The following is a 16,740-nucleotide window of genomic DNA, read 5'->3' as shown; positions in this document are numbered from 1 at the left end:
AGAACCATCACAAATGGACACTACCTGTCCACTAAAATACGCATAATTACATTGCCAAAAGGCTTTAGGATAAAATCCATAAGGAGTGCAAAACGACAGAAAAACAACTTTGGTTAATGCAACAAAGAGAAAAAAATCAAAAGAAAATCTACGCTAGAAAAAAGGCGATAGCGGAGGAAACAAAAGAGATTGATTTGGAAAAAAATCCACCCAAAGTGTCCCTATCCAAAAAAGAGTGCTGGAAAATCCACAATGCAAAAGTCGCTACCCTCACTCTAGCTAGCAATTTTGGACGCTCTTTTGTCGATAGATATGACTTTGAAAACCTCTTTGAAAACAACATAAAAGAGATAAGGCACATAAGCACTTCAGAAGCACTTAGACTTCTCAAGCCCTATTATACGCAGTTTTACTACCCTGCTTTTGTGAAAGATAATTTTGAGCTTTTGCAAAGTATAGGGCTTTCGCGTGCGGAATGCGACACTCTTGCATATATTTCTGTCTTATATGGTAGGGCTAAAGCCTTTGATGAGGATAAGATAAATCTATCTATGCACGCACAACTTATATCGCGTATCTTTGGATATAGGAGTGCTGTGATAAAAGATATATTGCAAATAGATAGCAAGCTATCAAAAACAGGTTTTGTAAATATATCCCCTAATCTTGGGAGTGGTTTTTCTAGTGATATGTTGGATTTGGTATTTGGTGTGCCACTATCGGTAAATACGCTTATAAAAAACATTGGCTACAAGCAATCTCCTAGTGCGCTTAAGCTAGATGACTTTTCTTATATGCGACAAAAAGTAGATATGCTACTTCACTATGCCAAATGCAGTAAAAACGGCTCTATACTTCTATATGGCAAAGCAGGTGTAGGCAAAAGTGAGCTAGTAAGTGTCATAGCAAAAGAGCTAGGCAAAGAAATGATATGTGTCAAAAATATCATCATCAATGATGAGGAGCGCAAAGGAGCAAAAGCAGAAAAACGAATGCGTGCCTTTGCTCTAATGCAGCATATCTTAAGCAGTGATAAGCATATCGTGCTATATGATGAGTGTGAGGATACGATATGCTATGACGCCTTAGAACGCAAAGCAGGCATAAATACAATGCTAGAAAACACAAAATTAGTAAACTTTTTTGTGTCAAATTCCAATCAAATGGACCCTGCGTTTTTGCGTAGATTTGACATTGTGTGTGAGATAAAGCCCCCACCCAAACGCAAAAAAATCCAACTCATACAATCGCTACTAGATAAGCGCAAAATCACACTTGATACCCCTCTACTAGAAGCAGTAGCGACAAATCAATACCTTACTCAAGGCAATCTCATAAAGAGCGCGAATGTGGCTAGCAAGTTTGGCAAAAAAGATGCACAAAAAATATTCATCAAGTGTATAAACGAAACTCTGCGTGCCAAAAATAAAGCCCCCATAAAGCCCAAAAAGCCTAAAGAATCCAAAGAAACAAAAGAATTTAGCAAAATGCCTTATAGTATGGAGCTGATAGAATGCAGCACAGACATAGTGTGCTTAAGCCAAAATATCAAATCCCTTTGTGAGAAGCCCAAAGACAAAAGCCCACTAGCCCTAGCCAAAAAAGCTGCAAAAAGAGAGGGCAGAGAATTTGATAGGGATTTTTTGCTTGACTTTAGTGGCAAGGCACAAGTAGCACCAAAATCTAGCAAAAACTGCGGAATAAGACTGCTTGCTTATGGTAGTGCGGGCAGTGGCAAAAGCGAGTTTGCAAAAAGGCTAGCAAAAGAGTGTGATAAAAAGCTACTAAGCTACAAGATGAGTGATTTGCTATCTATGTGGTTAGGGGGAAGTGAAAAAAACATAGCACAAGCGTTCAAAAAAGCTAAGCAAAAAGAGGCGATACTCCATATCGATGAAATCGATAGCATAGGCTACAATAGAGAGGGGGCAACTCACTCTTGGGAGCGCACTTTAGTAAACGAGCTACTTACGCAAATGGAAGATTATGATGGCGTATTTATCGCTACTAGCAATCATTTGGATTGCCTTGATAGAGCGATTTTGAGGAGGTTTGATAGCAAGATAGAGTTTCGCCCACTAAGCCAGCAAAATCTAAAAAAGGCTTTTAGAATGTATGCGGAATATTTGGGGCTAGAGTGTGATTTTGGGGATTCTAGCGTGGATTCTAGTGTGAAAAGTAGCGCAAAATCTAGTGATTTTGCAAATATAGAATCTCATCTTGCTAAGCTAGATAATATCTGCTTTGGGGATTTCGCACTTATCGCTAGGGAGGCGAGATTTGCCCCGCTCAAATCCGCACAAGATTTGCTCTCAAAACTGCAAGCAGAATCAAAAATCAAAGAGAGCGGCAGAGGTAGCACAAAAGTAGGATTTTAAATAGTGTTAGATTCTTTCTAGGCTTTGTTTGCATAGAATAGGTGGAGGGGGGATATGATACGATTCTAAAAAAATAAACAAAACTTACCCAAATAACTTATCTCAAACAAAGGAGTTTGCTATGGCTAAATACACACCACAAACAAGAAATGAGCTAGAAAAAATACTGCTAGATTTTTCACTAAATCTAGCCGACATTGACACTTCAGCTATCACAGATATGGCTTATCTTTTTAAGGATTCAAATCGCACGGATTTTAGCGGGATTGAGAGGTGGGATACAAGTAGTGTAGTTAGTATGGAATGTATGTTTCAAAATGCAAAATATTTCAATCACAACATAAACAAGTGGAATGTCTCAAATGTAAAAAATATGGCTGGTATGTTTGAGGGTGCAGAGAGTTTCAATCAGCCACTAGACAAGTGGGACACAAGTAGCGTTACAAATATGCGTGATTTGTTTTGTAATGCGCAAAACTTCAACCAAAATATAAACACTTGGAATGTATCCAAAGTAGAAAGTATGACTTGTATGTTTCACGGAGCAAAAAGATTTAACCAACCGCTAGATAAATGGGATACTTCAAGTGTGATAAGCATAAAAGGTATGTTTGGCAATGCCACTGCGTTTAATCAGCCACTAAATCAATGGGACACTTCCAAAGTCCCTGAAATGATAGCAGTTTTTTCTGGGGCAAAGAGCTTTAATCAGCCCTTAGATAAGTGGAGCGTAAGCAATGTAGAAACTATGGATAGAATGTTTGCAAACGCAGAGTCATTCAACCAAGCATTAGATTCTTGGGATACTTCAAAGGTTTTGAATATGGATAATATCTTTTATAACGCAAAATCTTTTAATCAAAATTTGGATTTGTGGAATGTGGGCAATGTGCGACTTATGGATAGCCCATTTGATGGCTCGGCAATGGAGTTATCCCCACCTAAGTGGCTAAAAATAAACACTAAAATAGGCTTAGCTAATTTATCACAAACGCCACAAATACTTAGCTAAAAAAGCCAAATAAGCACCGATATAGAGATTCTCTATCTAGTTTCTAGCTAGCGCGAGTTTAAGCGCGGTTTTACTAGCGCGGACTTTTAAAATGCGCAAATATCTCACAACAAAGGCTTCTTATGCAAACAGCCCCTAGCAAACCTACGATTGGCAACCCCACGATTTATATGTTTGGTGATACGCACGGGATTATGGATATTGAAAAGATTTTCTCAATCAACAAATCCTACACAAAAGATGATTTTGTCATCATCTGCGGGGATTTTGGCGTGCTGTGGAGCGATGAAGTGGATTCAAATGAGGCGATTTTGATTAAAGAGTTTAAAAAACTTCCTTGTACGATTTTGTTTATCGATGGCAATCACGAGAATTTCAACCGCCTAGAGAATCTCCGCACTATCAAGCGATTTGGTGGCAATGTGGGCGAGTATATCAAGGACAAAGCCTATCATCTAAAGCGTGGCGAGATTTATCAAATCGCGGGGCGCAATGTCTTTACTATGGGTGGGGCGATGAGCGTGGATAAGGACTTTAGAGAGCCAAATATCTCGTGGTGGGAAGCAGAAAATATCACGCCCACACAGATAAAATATGCCCTGCAAAATCTCGCAAACTTCAAAGACAAAATCGACATAGTCATCACGCACACCTGCCCAAATAGCTTCTTGCCGCATATTTCTAAGCACTTGCTTTTAGAATTTAAATTGCTAGTCCCTGATGATAATAGCGTGTGGCTTGAGCTTTTAGCACAAAGGCTCGCACTCAAGCAAAGCGGGAAAATCGAGTGGTTTTTTGGGCATTGGCACGGGGATTTTGACTTTTGCGTAGAGATACAAAACGCAGATTGTGAGAATCTAGATTCTAGAAATGCGGATAAAACTAAGGGTGCGGATAATGTGGATAGGGCTAATGCTGATAGGGCTAAAAGTGGCGATAACGCGCTAGATTTTAGTGAAAATTTGGGATTGCAAATAAACGCGCATTGTTTGTATGATGAAGTCTATTGTGTGCGAGATGAGCAAGATAAAGTGAAATCAATGTTTGGCTAGATACAATCTTACTATGATTTAGCCACATTGATTTTGCAAAATTTCTTAAAAATCTTGGCAAATTTTTATAAAAAATGTTTTTTTTTTTTTTTGATACAATGCTATGAAATTTTAGTTTTTAGGGGACAAAGATGAGTGAAAATACCAAAAGTGATTTTGATAGTTTTATTAGCAGATTTGGTGACTATGTAGCAAGAGCAAATGAAAGCAAAAAACGCGGAAATAACGACTATAATCCGCTAAAAGCCGTGCAAAATCCATACAATGAAGTAAATATGCACAGCGGATTTATATACTCACTACTTGATACAAACGGCAAACATTACCAAGATGATTTATTTTTGTCATTGTTTTTAGAAGTTTTGGGGTTAAAAGAGTGGTTTGGTAGCACCACAAACGCCCAAGTAAGAAAAGAATCTAACTATATTGATTTGTATATTTTCAATGACACTAAACATATCATCATTGAAAACAAAATTAACGCAGATGACCAGCCAAATCAAATCGCAACTTTTATTGAAACAATCCATAACAATGGCGTAGAATATGAAAATATTTTTGTTATATTTTTGACATTGCACGATAGAGAGCCTAACCAAAGTAGTCGCACAAATAAAGATAATAATCTTTTATGGGAAATCAAACAAGATTCTAAAAATGATTGGTTTTTGGAATCCAAAGATGGCGAAAAAACAAACAAAGTTGGATACAAAAAGGTTTTATATGGGGATAAGATTTTGGAATGGATAGAATCTTGCCAAAGCAAAAGTGGCGTGGGTAATATCGCAAATCTAAACTACGCACTAGAATCGTATAAGGACATAGTCCAAATCATCACAAATAACAAGGAGAACACAATGAGCATAGTGGATTTTTTTAAGGAAGCAGAGGATTTTAAATTGGCGTTTGAGATTATAAAAAATACCGACAAAATCATACAAGAGCTGGTAAAAAAAGAAATGTGTAAATTGTTTGATGATGAGAAATTTAAAGATTGGAAGATAGAAGAAAAAGGAAATCGTTTAGAGATTTTTAATACATTATATGAGAAACAATTCTTTAGGTATAAATTTGTTTTAGGTAGGATTTCTGGGGGTAAAATATTTGGAGTTAGGCTTTATGAAGAGAATCTACCAAAAGAAAAAGGGAACTTACCACAAGAAATAAGCAAACATCAATATGCTGATACAAAATTGGAAGGGCGGTGGTTGAAAGGCTGGGTGTCATATACTTTTGATTATTGTAAAGTCAAAAATTTTAAAGATTATTTTGTGAAAAATTATGAAATAGTCAATAAAATCAATGAAGAGATTGCCAAACTTGCAAAAGAGGTAAAAGACTACCAAATGGATTCATAAACAAACAAAAAACTCAAAATCATAAGGAAAATAATCACACAAAAACTATAAAATTAGATTTTCACACAAAGCAACTAATGGGAGCGACTAAGGATACAAGGTGGCTAATGAAAAATATAAAAATGCCTTTTGCAAATGACAAAATCAAACGCCAAACCTATATCTATGAGCGACTGCTAAATGCTAGCAAGGCAAAGCAAAGGATAGGTATTACCCAGCTTGCCAAAGAGTGTGGCGTATCTACCAAGACGATTTCGCGTGATTTGCACGATAGCCTTAGCCAAATGGGTGCGATAAAAGTAGGCAAAGGCTGGCTACTAGACGAAAAACTAGCAAAAGATAGCCTACAATCCCAAGAAAAAATCACACTATCCGTGCTAGATAATCTAGCCAAATCCGTAGGAGAAATATTCTATCACAAAGCACACAACCTACTTGAGAGCATATCCTCGCAGTTTGCAAGCCCGATTTTTACGCACTTTAGCACAGAATCTTTGGGCGAAAAAGAGCTACAAAACTTTGCCTTGCTAGAATCTGTCATAAACGCAAAGGAGCAAATCTCTTTTGTATTTCACTCTAGTGAGTTTAGGCTAGAGCCTTTGAAGCTAGCGTTTTTTGATGGATTTTGGTATTTGCTAGGGTTTGACATCACAAATCCTGCTCAAAAAATATTCAAAAAATTTTATCTAAAAGACATAAGCCAAATCACGCGCTTAAATACGCATTTTGAAATCACGCAAAATATCGAGCAAAAGCTAGAAAATGCAAATAATGTATGGTTTAACCTTGATGAGCCATATCCTGTGCATCTTTTTATCGACAAGCAAATCGCTAAGTATTTTTTGCGAAAGCCACTAAAAGGGCAAAAGACACTTGGCAAATATCCTGACGGCTCGCTAGAAATATGCCTAAATATCACAAATGAAATGGAAATCCTCCCTCTTATCTGCTACTACATACCGCATATCAAAGTCCTAAGCCCAGACTCTATAAAAGATAGCGCAAGAGAGAGAATCGCACAATATTTAGATGAGATTTCATAGATTTTTGGATTTTGTTTTTATAGATTTTGTTCCAGCAAGATTTTAAGCGCAATATTAAAAGTTTTAAACTTGGCTAATCCCTCTCTATATCTTCGATTTTGTAGCCATCGGGGGATTCCTCCTCATCATTATGCTCTGATGGGACAATGATAGTGCATTTTTCTAGCGAAATAATGATATTGCTTGTAGGAGAGCCACTTTTGCCGATAAGCATATAAGTCTGTCCTATGAGGTTAAAATCACTTTTGTTTACCAAAAATCCTTCACAATTTAGCGTCTTATCTTCTTTGAACGCCCTCTCAAGCTCCATAAAGTTGCTATCTGGCGAGATTTGTCGGTAGTTATAAAACCCTGACAACCCTAGTGCCAAAATCCAAATAAGTCCCAAAAAAAACTTTTTGATAAGTGAAATGCTAGCATTGTGCAAAATCGCCATACCAAGTGCGGCTAAGAGCGTGTAAAGCAAAGCGATTGAGATGATTTCTATCATTTGATTCCCTTGTGTCTTTGATTCTTTGTGATAATTTACTTCACGCCACGAAGCTGATAGGTAATATCCCCCGCGCCAAACCCTATCACTAAGCCATTTGTGATTTTGTCTATGATATGCGTGCCATTATAGATTTCGATTCCCTCATTTGTGCGGGCTATGCGAGTGGCTAGCGTAGGTCTAGCGTGCGAAAAAAGTGAGCCAAAGTCTACTTCACGCACTTCCTCCCCTGCTGCCCACACAGGCAAAATCACAAGTTTGTATTTGCTATCAAAGCAATTCTGAAACGCTTCTAGATTGTCAAAAAGTCGCGAGTATTTGTGTGGCTGCCAAATGATGCAAATCTCTTTGATTTTTCGCAAATCTGCATAAATTTCTAGCGAACTAAGCGTGGCTAAAATTTCAGTAGGGTGATGAGCATAATCATCAATGATTGTCAAAGGCTCTTTGCATAGTATGTCAAATCGCTTTTTTATCCCACAAAAATGGCTTAGATTTTTTCTTATTTCTTGCAGGATTTTTTTCTTGCTCGCAGAATCTAGTTTAGCAGAGTATTGCTCATTTGATTTGTTGTGATTTTGCGCGTCATCTTGTTCTAGTAAATCTTTTGCTCTAGATTCTAGCGCGGTAAGGATTGCAAGCGAAGCATTTAGGGCGATATGCGCTCCAAACCCCCACACTTCAAATTCCCCCAAATCTTTTAGCTTAAAGCGTGTATGTGGTTCGTCATTTTTTAGCGTATAAGAAATCTCGCTAATGTCTTTTGAGGGATAAAGCTCAATATGAGGCAAGTAGTCTTTGGCACTAGAATCATTTGAAAAGCAAGCCAAAAACTCATCTTCTTTATTTAGCACTCGAAACTTTGCCTTGCCCAAAAACTCCCTATACGCACCCCTTAGCTCCTCTATATTGTGGTTGTAAGTCTCTAAATGCTCTGGTTCGGCATTTGGTAGCACAGCAAAGTAGGGATTAGAGTTTAGGAAACTTTTGTCTGACTCATCAGCTTCAAAGATGATACTTTGGCTTGACACTTCGCGGACATTTGAGTGAAATTCCTTACTCTCTGCACCGATAATCGCTCCATACTCATTAAAAATCGCACTTAGCATAGCACTTGTAGTTGATTTGCCGTGCGCACCACACACGCTATATACGCGCTTAGAATCTAGGATTAGGCTTAAGGCTTGCTTGCGAGATAGCACGGGGATATGTCGCTTCTGGGCTTGGAGGATTTCGGGGTTGTCTTGCTTGATGATTGCGGAGTGAATGACTATGTCTTGGTCTTTTATGGCTTTTTTGTCGTGTGGGATAGTGATATGTGAGCCAAGTGAGCGTAGATAGTGCGTGGTGGGCGAGTGTGCTATATCGCTTCCGCTGATGATACTGCCTTGCGCTTTTAGATATTTGGCAAGCCCTGAAATCCCTATGCCACCGATACCGATAAAGTGGATTTTGGCTTGAGAGAGTGGGGGGAGGGAAGCGAGATTTGCACTTATGGCACTTTTTAGGTTGTGCTTGCGTGATTGGATATAAGTCTCATAAAACGCTAGCAAAGATTCTAGCATTTCACGCATAATGCTAGGCTCATAGACTAATGCTACGCGCACAAATCCACTACCTGCACCCTCTCGCCCCAAAAAACTTCCCGGGAGCACCACAAGCCCGCTTTGTGCATAAAGCTGTGTAGTGAAAGCCAAATCATCGCCCACAAATAGCCACATATAAAAGCTAAAAGGCGCGACATTTGCGCTTGGGAAAAGGCTTTGGGCTAGGCTTAGATTTTGCGCGTAAGTTTGGCGGATAGATTCTGCGATTTTTATAGACTCTTCTCCCCACGCCACCGCAGCAGCTCTCTGCAAAGGCAATGGAATAGCTAGCCCTGCATAAGTGCGATAAAGCGCGTAGGGCTCTAAAATAGACTTATCCCCTGCAATAAAGCCACTTCGCAAGCCCGGTGCAGAGCAACGCTTGGAAATAGAATTTATCGCCAAAATGTTTTTAAACTCGGTGTTGCCTACTTCTAGTGAGGCTTGCAAAATCGAGCTAGGAGGCGTGTGCTGATAGATTTCGCTATAACATTCATCATTTAGTAGCACAAAGTCATATTCTAGTGCGTTTTGCACCCACCCCTTTAGCTCATCTAGGCTTAGGGCTACGCCTGTGGGGTTATTTGGAGAGTTTAGTATCATAAGATTTGCTAGCTTCATTTGTTCTTTACTAAGCATTGGTTTGAAGCCATTTTCAGGGGTTAGATTCATATATATGCTTTTTGCGCCACTTGCACGCGCCGCGCCCTCATAGATTTGATAAAACGGATTTGGGTGAGCTAGCACGGGAGCATTTATAGAGGAGAATAGCCATTGAGGGAAATTAAAAAGCACTTCGCGCGTGCCAAAGGTGGGGAGCATTTCTTTGGCTTTAAGCGTGATACCAAATCTATGCTTTATAAAGCCTAGAATGCTATCTTTTAGATAATCCTCGCCTTTTGACGCAGGATAGTAGCGCAGTTCGCTAGCAAAATCTATGAGGGCTTGTTCTATTAGTTTGGGGGTGGGGAATTGTGGCTCGCCAATGGTAAGTTTTCTAGCGGGTTTTGCAGGGGTTATGTTTTCTAGGAGTTTGTTTAGCTTCTCAAATGGATATGGTTCAAAGTGCATTTATGCGTCCTTACAAAATCTAAAAAGACAAAATATAACTGAAAGCGTAAAAAGCCAAAATTTAATCTACGATTAGAGAAGTTCTAAAACATTTATAGGGCAAAAGCCAAAGCGATATTGTAATCAAAAATCGTAAAAATATGCTTTTAGTCTTGATTTTTTCATAAAGCATTGCTAAAATTACAGCTTTATTTTTTGGATTTTGTTTGTAGTTTTTTGATTTTGTGTCGGCAGATATGCGGGAATAGCTCAGTGGTAGAGCACAACCTTGCCAAGGTTGGGGTCGCGGGTTCGAACCCCGTTTCCCGCTCCATTACGCTTCGATAGCTTTCACTTTAAGTTTTTATACGCAAGCTTTTGCTTAAGTTCTTTATAGATAAATTGCCCGGGTGGTGGAATGGTAGACACAAGGGACTTAAAATCCCTCGGATATTGCTTCCGTGTCGGTTCAAGTCCGACTCCGGGCACCACCACCCTTAAATCCTAAAAAATCAAAAATCTTGCTAATAAAACTACGCAATAACAGAGCTAAAAATACTAAAAGAGATTTTGTATTTTTTAAGTTTTCTTGCAGATTTTTAGGAGCTTTTGCACAAGATTTTAGATAAGGATTTAGCAGGTGGCGACATAGCCAAGTGGTAAGGCAGAAGCCTGCAAAGCTTCCATTCCTCGGTTCGACTCCGAGTGTCGCCTCCAAATTTTATTAGCGATTTTATTAAGTTTTTGCTTCACTAGCTTTTTGATTGTCTTTCTTTACTTTGTCTTTTTTTTCTCGGGAGATGGCTGAGTGGTTGAAAGCGGCGGTCTTGAAAACCGTTGAGGGTAACACCTCCGGGGGTTCGAATCCCTCTCTCCCGGCCACTCCTTAAAAACTTCAAAACATTTTTAAGATTTTGTATAAAACCCTCAAAAACCCACCAAAATCCAAAAAAATACAAAAACAAAAAATCTAAAAACGCAAAAAAATCTTAAAGCTAAAAACTACTTAAAATCACTTCCCATCACACTTAGCGTGAAACGACTTTATCTCACTATCTTATCTATCTAGGTTGCCAATCTACTTCACTACCGAGCAGATTCCTGCATTATCTCGCACGATAGCAGCTAGATTTCCTTTTCTAAACATATTACACACTACGATTGGTAGTTTGTTGTCTTTGGCAAGGGCGATTGCTGTGTCGTCCATTACCTTGATATTTTCAGCCAATGCTTCATCATAACTCATTTTATCTAGCTTTTTTGCGTCCTTGTATTTTTTTGGGTCTTTGTCATAGACGCCATCGACTTTTGTGGCTTTTATCACATAGTCCGCACCGATTTCTACGGCTCTAAGAGTAGCTGTCGTATCGGTGGTAAAAAACGGATTCCCTGTCCCTGCGGCAAATATCACAACCCGTCCCTTTTCTAGATGCCTAATCGCCCTGCGGTAGATATAAGTCTCGCATACTTCTTGGATTTCTATTGCGCTTTGCACGCGCACATCTAGCCCGCTATGCTCTAGTGCTTCTTGCATAGCCACAGCATTTATCACAGTAGCTAGCATACCCATATAGTCGCCACTTGTGCGCCGTATAATTCCACCTTGCGCAGCGGTAACCCCACGGATAATATTCCCTCCGCCGATAACGATTCCAATCTCAATATTTGCTTCTTGCAGTTCTTTTATCTCGCCTGCTATATAGCCCAATATAGCAGGCTCAATCCCAAATCCACTCTCTCCTGCCAATGCCTCGCCTGAAAACTTCACTAACACGCGCTTATTTCTAGGTGCTTCATTGTCTTGCTTTTTTATACTTTCTTGTTCTTTTTGCTTATCTTGTCGCATTGTATTTCCTTTGTTGTTTTTGTGTCGCATAATTTGGCGTAATTGTAGCAAACCTCAAACAATCAATCACAAGAAAACGACAAAATACAAAAAAAAAAAAACACAAAAATGAGATATAATAAACCACGGCATACAAAACATTTCAAGGAGTATGTGGATGCACTTTCTAAACCATTTCACGCTAAAAAGCAAAATCATAGCCCTAACTCTTTTGCCACTAATCGCTTGCATCGTGCTTATGCTTATGCAGCTAAAATCCACCCAAGATTCCCTAAGCGCAAACAAATCCCTATCCACTCAAATCGCCATATCAGCCAAAGTATCAGACCTTATCCACGAGCTACAAAAAGAGCGCGGGCTAAGTGCTGGATTTCTCTCAAGCAAGGGGGCTAAATTTTCTAGCGAGCTAAAATCCCAAAGAAATAGCACGGATTCTGTCCTAAAAGAGCTCAAAAAAATAGCTTCCAAAGATTTGCTAAAAGGCTTTGATTTAAAAGGCGGATTTGACGCACTTGATTTGCTTGATAGCACGAGGCTTAATGCTGATAACTCGCTTAAAGGCGATTCCCCACTCATCACACAAACTATCGGCTACTACACCAAGACGATTTCCACGCTTTTAGAAGCCATAGCAAAATCTACAAGCCTTGTCAAAGATTCTCACATATTGCGACTAATGTTTAGCTACACAAATTTCTTGTATGCCAAAGAAAGTGCAGGGCTAGAGCGTGCCACAGGCAATGCAATGCTAAGCTCAAATTCCCCTGCAAGCGATGCACAATATGATACTTTTGTAAGCCTACTAACAAAGCAAGAAGTCTATGAAAAGGCGTTTTTGGATTTTGGTGATAGCAAAGATAGGGCTATCTATGACAAAGCTAGAGAACAACCTAGCTTCAAGCAAGTGCAATCCATACGAGAATCTATCAAGTCCCACCACAAAAGTGGCGACTATGGAGTGGAGGCAAAAGTATGGTGGGATACTATCACCACGAAGATAGACATACTAAAAGATGTAGAGGACAAAATCACGCTAAATATCAAAAACATACTAAGCCAAGAAATATCCTCACAGCAGGTTGGATTTTGGGCGGTGCTTTTGCTTGATGGCTTTGCTTTTATCATCAGTATATTGCTATGCGTGTTTGTGACCAAAAACATACTAGACAATCTTAGCGCGGTAAATACCAAGCTAGATTTTATCACAAGTCACAAAGCCCTAAATGAAACCATAGAAGTAAAAAGCCAAGATGGCGTGGGGCAAATGGCAAAATCTGTAAATGCGTTTTTGGGCTTTATCCATAAAATCTTTGTAGGACTTCAAGCAGCGATAAATAGCAACAAAAACGCCGTCCAAACTTTGGAGGGCGTATCTAGGAGGCTTGATTCTAGCTCGGCAAAGATACAATCCATAAGCGAAGAAAACACCGAGCTAGGACAAAAAAGCAACCAAACGCTTGATGAAAATATCGCCATACTAAAAGCCACCAAAAACGAGCTAGAAAACGCCATAAAAAACGCAAAATCTACCAAAGACATAACTACCAAAATCAACACCCAAGTGCAACAATCAATGGAAAAAGAGCGGGACAATGCCACAAAAATCGAGCATCTAGCAAAAGAAGCCCAAAACATACAAGCCGTGCTTTCTATGATAACAGACATAGCCGAGCAGACAAACCTACTTGCGCTTAATGCCGCTATCGAAGCAGCGCGTGCGGGCGAGCACGGCAGGGGATTTGCCGTTGTCGCTGATGAGGTGCGCAAGCTCGCAGAGCGCACTCAAAGAAGCGTAAATGAAACAAGTGTCATCATAAAAAGTATTCTCCAATCAGTCGATGAGATAAACACCCAAATGGAAGAAAGCCTAGAATCTATGCAAGAGCTAGTAAAAGGCTCGCAAGATATGCAGGGCAATATCAACACCCTAGAGGAAGCGATAAATGACACCCTAGAAAAATCCCTAGAATCCTCCTCTATGGCAAACCTAGTAAATGACAATGTCTCTGCGCTAATAGCCAATGGAGATAAGATAAATTCATACATAAAAGAGCTAGCAGATATAAATATCCAAATGCAAAAAGCCTCAAAAGAGATTATAAGCAAGACAAATGAGCTAAATAGCGCGACTTGTGAATTCAAAATCTAGCTTTTGTGGATTTTTGGATTTTATTAGTTTTTGCGCGAAGTTTTAGCAAAGTATTTTTGATTTTTGCGAGCGTTTTTTTTTTTTTTTGTTAAAATTGCGAAGTTCGTTTGCAAACTTAAAATTTGCAAAGTTTATTTGCAAAGTTTGCTTAAGCGGATAAAATCTAACATTTAAGGAGCATTTAATGGCATTACTTCTAAATCAGCACCAAAATTCGTGCAAGGCTTCTGAGCAAATCTCTCTCTCTCTCTCTCATTTAGCACGCGTAAGGCATAAGCAAAACACAGCTTGGCATAGTTGCACTCCTCACTTTACACATTCTCTCTTTTCACTGCATTCTTTTTCTCGCTTTTGTCAGCTTTCAACTTTGGCTTTTATTTTGGCTTTTTCATTGTTTGGTGGTGTAGCGCGTGCTGATAGCACAAAAAATAGCGACCCATACAAAGTAGGAATCAAAAAGCCAAAAACAGGTGGCTTTGTCGGCGGGGAATTTGGTATAGGAAGTGCGTATTCTTATGCCAATACTTATCCCTCTGGCTTTAGCTACTCTGGCTCAAGCACACATTCGACTTTCCCCATCAATGTGTTTGGTGGGTATCAGTGGTATTTCTATGATAGACCGTGGTTTCATTTTGGTGTGAGAGTGCGCGGACATATCGGCTATACAAACTACAATACAAGCTTTTCGGATTGGTGGTATTGGGGGTATCGAAATAATGCCAAATTCTCAATTAGCTCACACGCTATACAATACGGTGTAGAGGCGCAATTTTTGTGGGATTTTTTAAATATGGGTGAGCATACACTTGGCTGGCATTTTGCTCCCATAGGCTTGGGCGGAAGCACTTTTTTTGGTAGTCTTAAGGTTAATGGGCTTGGCAATAACGCTAGTATAGAAGATGATTTGACAACCACAACAAAGTTTAATTATCTCTTTAGCACAGGATTCCATTACTATTACAACGCCAAACATATGGTGTTTGCCACATACAAGTATCAATATTTCAATTCAGACTATCAGCCAACCTCCACAAATAGGGCTTCATATAGTCTGATAGCTTATAATTCCTTTATGCTAGGCTATGCGTATAAATTCTAGCAGGTAGATTTTACTTTTTTCACCTTTTTGTGATTCTATCTTGTAGAAAGATTCTAGCTTTTTTGAGCGTTGCTTAAAAAGCTAGAATCTGCCAAATATTTACTTCCAAACAATAACCTTACACCAAATTTATGCAATCAACCTTTTAAAATTTTCATAAATCAACTTCCCAAAATCAACTTCACGCAATTATTTTTTGGCATTATTTGGAATATCTTTTGCTTTTATCCACAAGCAGATAAGCACAAACACAAAATCACGCAAAACACGCCAAACAAGGCTTAAAAGACTTAGTTAAGGAGAATGCAATGATTTCTTTTGCGGTAGAATCTAAAGTCTATCCACTAGCGCACAAAGCCCTTGATTATCGCTCGCTAAGGCAGGATTTAATCGCGGGAAATATCGCCAATCAAAACACCCCATACTATCGCCCGCGCGATATAGAATTTACCCAAGCTCTAGCCTTGCGACAAGATGAGATTTTGTATAAAAAGCCATCAAGGCAGCTTCAGCTAGCACAAAGCAACAAAGGGCATTTAAGCCTAGAATCCTCTCGCACAGCGAAGTTTGAACACAAGCCAGATTTGTTTTTCCGCGATGGGCATTTGGCTAGAAATGACGGCAATAGCGTGGATTTAGACATAGAAACAAGCGAGATGGGCAAAAACTCCGTAGTCTATCAAGGGCTAACCGTCGCCCTAAAAAAGCACAAAGGTATCCTAAACTACGCTATTGAAGCGGGCAAAAATATCTCTTAAGATTTTTAAAAAGCAACCTCATTAAGGAGCAAAGATGAATTTTTTTAACTCATTTGACATTAGTGGCTATGGACTTTCAGCACAAAGAATCCGCGCCAATCTCATATCTTCTAATATCGCCAATGCCAACACCACGCGCACCGATGAGGGAGGACCATATCGTAGGCAAATGGTGTCTTTTCGCGCTTTTGATTTTAATAAAGCCCTAAATGAACGATTAAGTAAAGAGAGTGATGAAGCAGAGTATGAAGACCCGCTTAACGAGGGGGATTTGGGAAAATTACCAAAACCTGCTATAATGGGCGTGTATATCGACAAAATCGTGCGTGATGATAGGAGTCCTATTATGAAATACGAGCCTAGCCACCCTGATGCAAATTCGGAGGGCTATGTCGCATATCCAAATATCAATCCCGTTGTCGAAATGGCAGATTTAATCGAAGCTACTAGGGCATATCAAGCAAATGTCGCAGCGTTTCAAAGTGCTAAGACAATGGCAGGAAATGCCATAATGATGATGCAAGTGTAGTTTAGCTTAAATTAGTTTTGTTTAGGATTTATAGAAGTTTTGCAAGTAAGGAGTATCAAAATGGACGACATAAAAAAGGTTGGTTTATCAAACCCTATAAACCCAAAGCTAAATATCACACCCACCCAAGCCACAAATGACAATGGCGAATTTACCAAACTACTAAAAAAATCCATAGATGAGCTAAACCAAGTCCAAGAAAGCTCGGACAAAGCCCTAGCTGATATGGCAAGCGGACAGCTAAAAGACTTGCACCAAGCCGCCATAACCATAGGCAAAGCCGAAACAAGTATGAAGCTAATGCTTGAAGTGCGCAACAAAGCCCTAAGCGCGTATAAAGAAATCCTAAGAACGCAAGTATAGTTCGTTTCTAGAGCTATAAGTCGTGCG

The 16,740-nt window shown here is 39.3% G+C and carries 13 protein-coding genes, 4 tRNA genes and 1 pseudogene; 14 read left to right on the top strand and 4 right to left on the bottom strand.

The genetic code is table 11. The features are described 5' to 3' along the window. The first annotated feature begins 116 nt into the window (after positions 1 to 116). The 5 genes from CQA40_RS06060 to CQA40_RS06040 all read left to right on the top strand — a co-directional run bounded on the left by CQA40_RS06060 (position 117) and on the right by CQA40_RS06040 (position 6,843). Positions 117 to 2,378, top strand: a complete 2,262-nt coding sequence (locus CQA40_RS06060) for an AAA family ATPase (protein WP_115520010.1) — start codon at positions 117 to 119, stop codon at positions 2,376 to 2,378. A gap of 121 nt (positions 2,379 to 2,499) precedes the next feature. Continuing rightward, entirely contained in the window at positions 2,500 to 3,390 is an 891-nt protein-coding gene (locus tag CQA40_RS06055) for a BspA family leucine-rich repeat surface protein (RefSeq protein WP_115520009.1), read from the top strand. Between the two features lie 122 nt (positions 3,391 to 3,512). Next, the gene (locus CQA40_RS06050; protein ID WP_115520008.1) at positions 3,513 to 4,442 is read left to right on the top strand and encodes a metallophosphoesterase; all 930 of its coding nucleotides are present in this window, start codon (positions 3,513 to 3,515) and stop codon (positions 4,440 to 4,442) included. A gap of 131 nt (positions 4,443 to 4,573) precedes the next feature. After that, positions 4,574 to 5,800 carry a PD-(D/E)XK nuclease family protein gene (locus CQA40_RS06045; protein ID WP_115520007.1) on the top strand — a complete coding sequence of 409 codons (1,227 nt, stop codon included), beginning with the start codon at positions 4,574 to 4,576 and terminating at the stop codon, positions 5,798 to 5,800. Between the two features lie 107 nt (positions 5,801 to 5,907). Further along, positions 5,908 to 6,843, top strand: coding sequence for a YafY family protein (locus CQA40_RS06040; RefSeq protein ID WP_115520006.1), 936 nt, complete (start codon positions 5,908 to 5,910; stop codon positions 6,841 to 6,843). Between the two features lie 73 nt (positions 6,844 to 6,916). On the opposite strand, the gene CQA40_RS06035 is transcribed toward CQA40_RS06040, so the two are convergent. The 3 genes and pseudogenes from CQA40_RS06035 to CQA40_RS06025 form a co-directional block, all read right to left on the bottom strand. Next, entirely contained in the window at positions 6,917 to 7,333 is a 417-nt protein-coding gene (locus tag CQA40_RS06035) for a hypothetical protein (protein WP_115520005.1), read from the bottom strand. 35 nt (positions 7,334 to 7,368) lie between these two features. Then, on the bottom strand, positions 7,369 to 8,829 hold the full coding sequence (gene murC / locus CQA40_RS06030; RefSeq protein WP_258864483.1) for a UDP-N-acetylmuramate--L-alanine ligase: 1,461 nt from the start codon (positions 8,827 to 8,829) through the stop codon (positions 7,369 to 7,371). Between the two features lie 51 nt (positions 8,830 to 8,880). Continuing rightward, positions 8,881 to 9,990 (bottom strand): annotated as a pseudogene (locus tag CQA40_RS06025) (succinyldiaminopimelate transaminase); the annotation flags it as partial. 238 nt (positions 9,991 to 10,228) lie between these two features. Between CQA40_RS06025 and CQA40_RS06020 the strand changes: the two are divergent. From CQA40_RS06020 to CQA40_RS06005, 4 genes are all read left to right on the top strand, one after another. Then, positions 10,229 to 10,303 (top strand) — tRNA-Gly (locus tag CQA40_RS06020). A gap of 70 nt (positions 10,304 to 10,373) precedes the next feature. After that, positions 10,374 to 10,460: transfer RNA gene (locus CQA40_RS06015), tRNA-Leu, on the top strand. A gap of 151 nt (positions 10,461 to 10,611) precedes the next feature. Continuing rightward, a tRNA-Cys gene (locus CQA40_RS06010) sits at positions 10,612 to 10,686 on the top strand. A 77-nt stretch (positions 10,687 to 10,763) separates the two neighbouring features. Then, positions 10,764 to 10,851: transfer RNA gene (locus tag CQA40_RS06005), tRNA-Ser, on the top strand. A gap of 196 nt (positions 10,852 to 11,047) precedes the next feature. On the opposite strand, the gene pyrH is transcribed toward CQA40_RS06005, so the two are convergent. Then, positions 11,048 to 11,815 (bottom strand): UMP kinase, encoded by a 768-nt coding sequence (gene pyrH / locus CQA40_RS06000; protein ID WP_023928582.1) that lies wholly within the window; start codon positions 11,813 to 11,815, stop codon positions 11,048 to 11,050. Between the two features lie 157 nt (positions 11,816 to 11,972). Here pyrH and CQA40_RS05995 point away from each other — a divergent pair, with 157 nt between their 5' ends. The 5 genes from CQA40_RS05995 (at position 11,973) to fliE (ending at position 16,713) form a co-directional block, all read left to right on the top strand. Continuing rightward, positions 11,973 to 13,964 carry a methyl-accepting chemotaxis protein gene (locus tag CQA40_RS05995; RefSeq protein WP_181882855.1) on the top strand — a complete coding sequence of 664 codons (1,992 nt, stop codon included), beginning with the start codon at positions 11,973 to 11,975 and terminating at the stop codon, positions 13,962 to 13,964. A 184-nt stretch (positions 13,965 to 14,148) separates the two neighbouring features. Next, entirely contained in the window at positions 14,149 to 15,063 is a 915-nt protein-coding gene (locus tag CQA40_RS05990) for a hypothetical protein (protein ID WP_115520003.1), read from the top strand. 308 nt (positions 15,064 to 15,371) lie between these two features. Next, positions 15,372 to 15,821 (top strand): flagellar basal body rod protein FlgB, encoded by a 450-nt coding sequence (flgB, locus tag CQA40_RS05980; RefSeq protein ID WP_023928587.1) that lies wholly within the window; start codon positions 15,372 to 15,374, stop codon positions 15,819 to 15,821. Between the two features lie 34 nt (positions 15,822 to 15,855). Beyond that, a complete protein-coding gene (gene flgC, locus CQA40_RS05975) occupies positions 15,856 to 16,350 on the top strand; it encodes a flagellar basal body rod protein FlgC (RefSeq protein WP_023928588.1) in 495 nt (164 codons plus the stop codon). Between the two features lie 60 nt (positions 16,351 to 16,410). Further along, the gene (gene fliE, locus CQA40_RS05970) at positions 16,411 to 16,713 is read left to right on the top strand and encodes a flagellar hook-basal body complex protein FliE (RefSeq protein ID WP_115520001.1); all 303 of its coding nucleotides are present in this window, start codon (positions 16,411 to 16,413) and stop codon (positions 16,711 to 16,713) included. Positions 16,714 to 16,740 lie beyond the last annotated feature (27 nt).

Source organism: Helicobacter sp. MIT 01-3238, from assembly GCF_003364135.1.
Taxonomy (GTDB): Bacteria; Campylobacterota; Campylobacteria; order Campylobacterales; family Helicobacteraceae; genus Helicobacter_B.
This window is presented reverse-complemented; position numbering and strand designations above follow the sequence as displayed.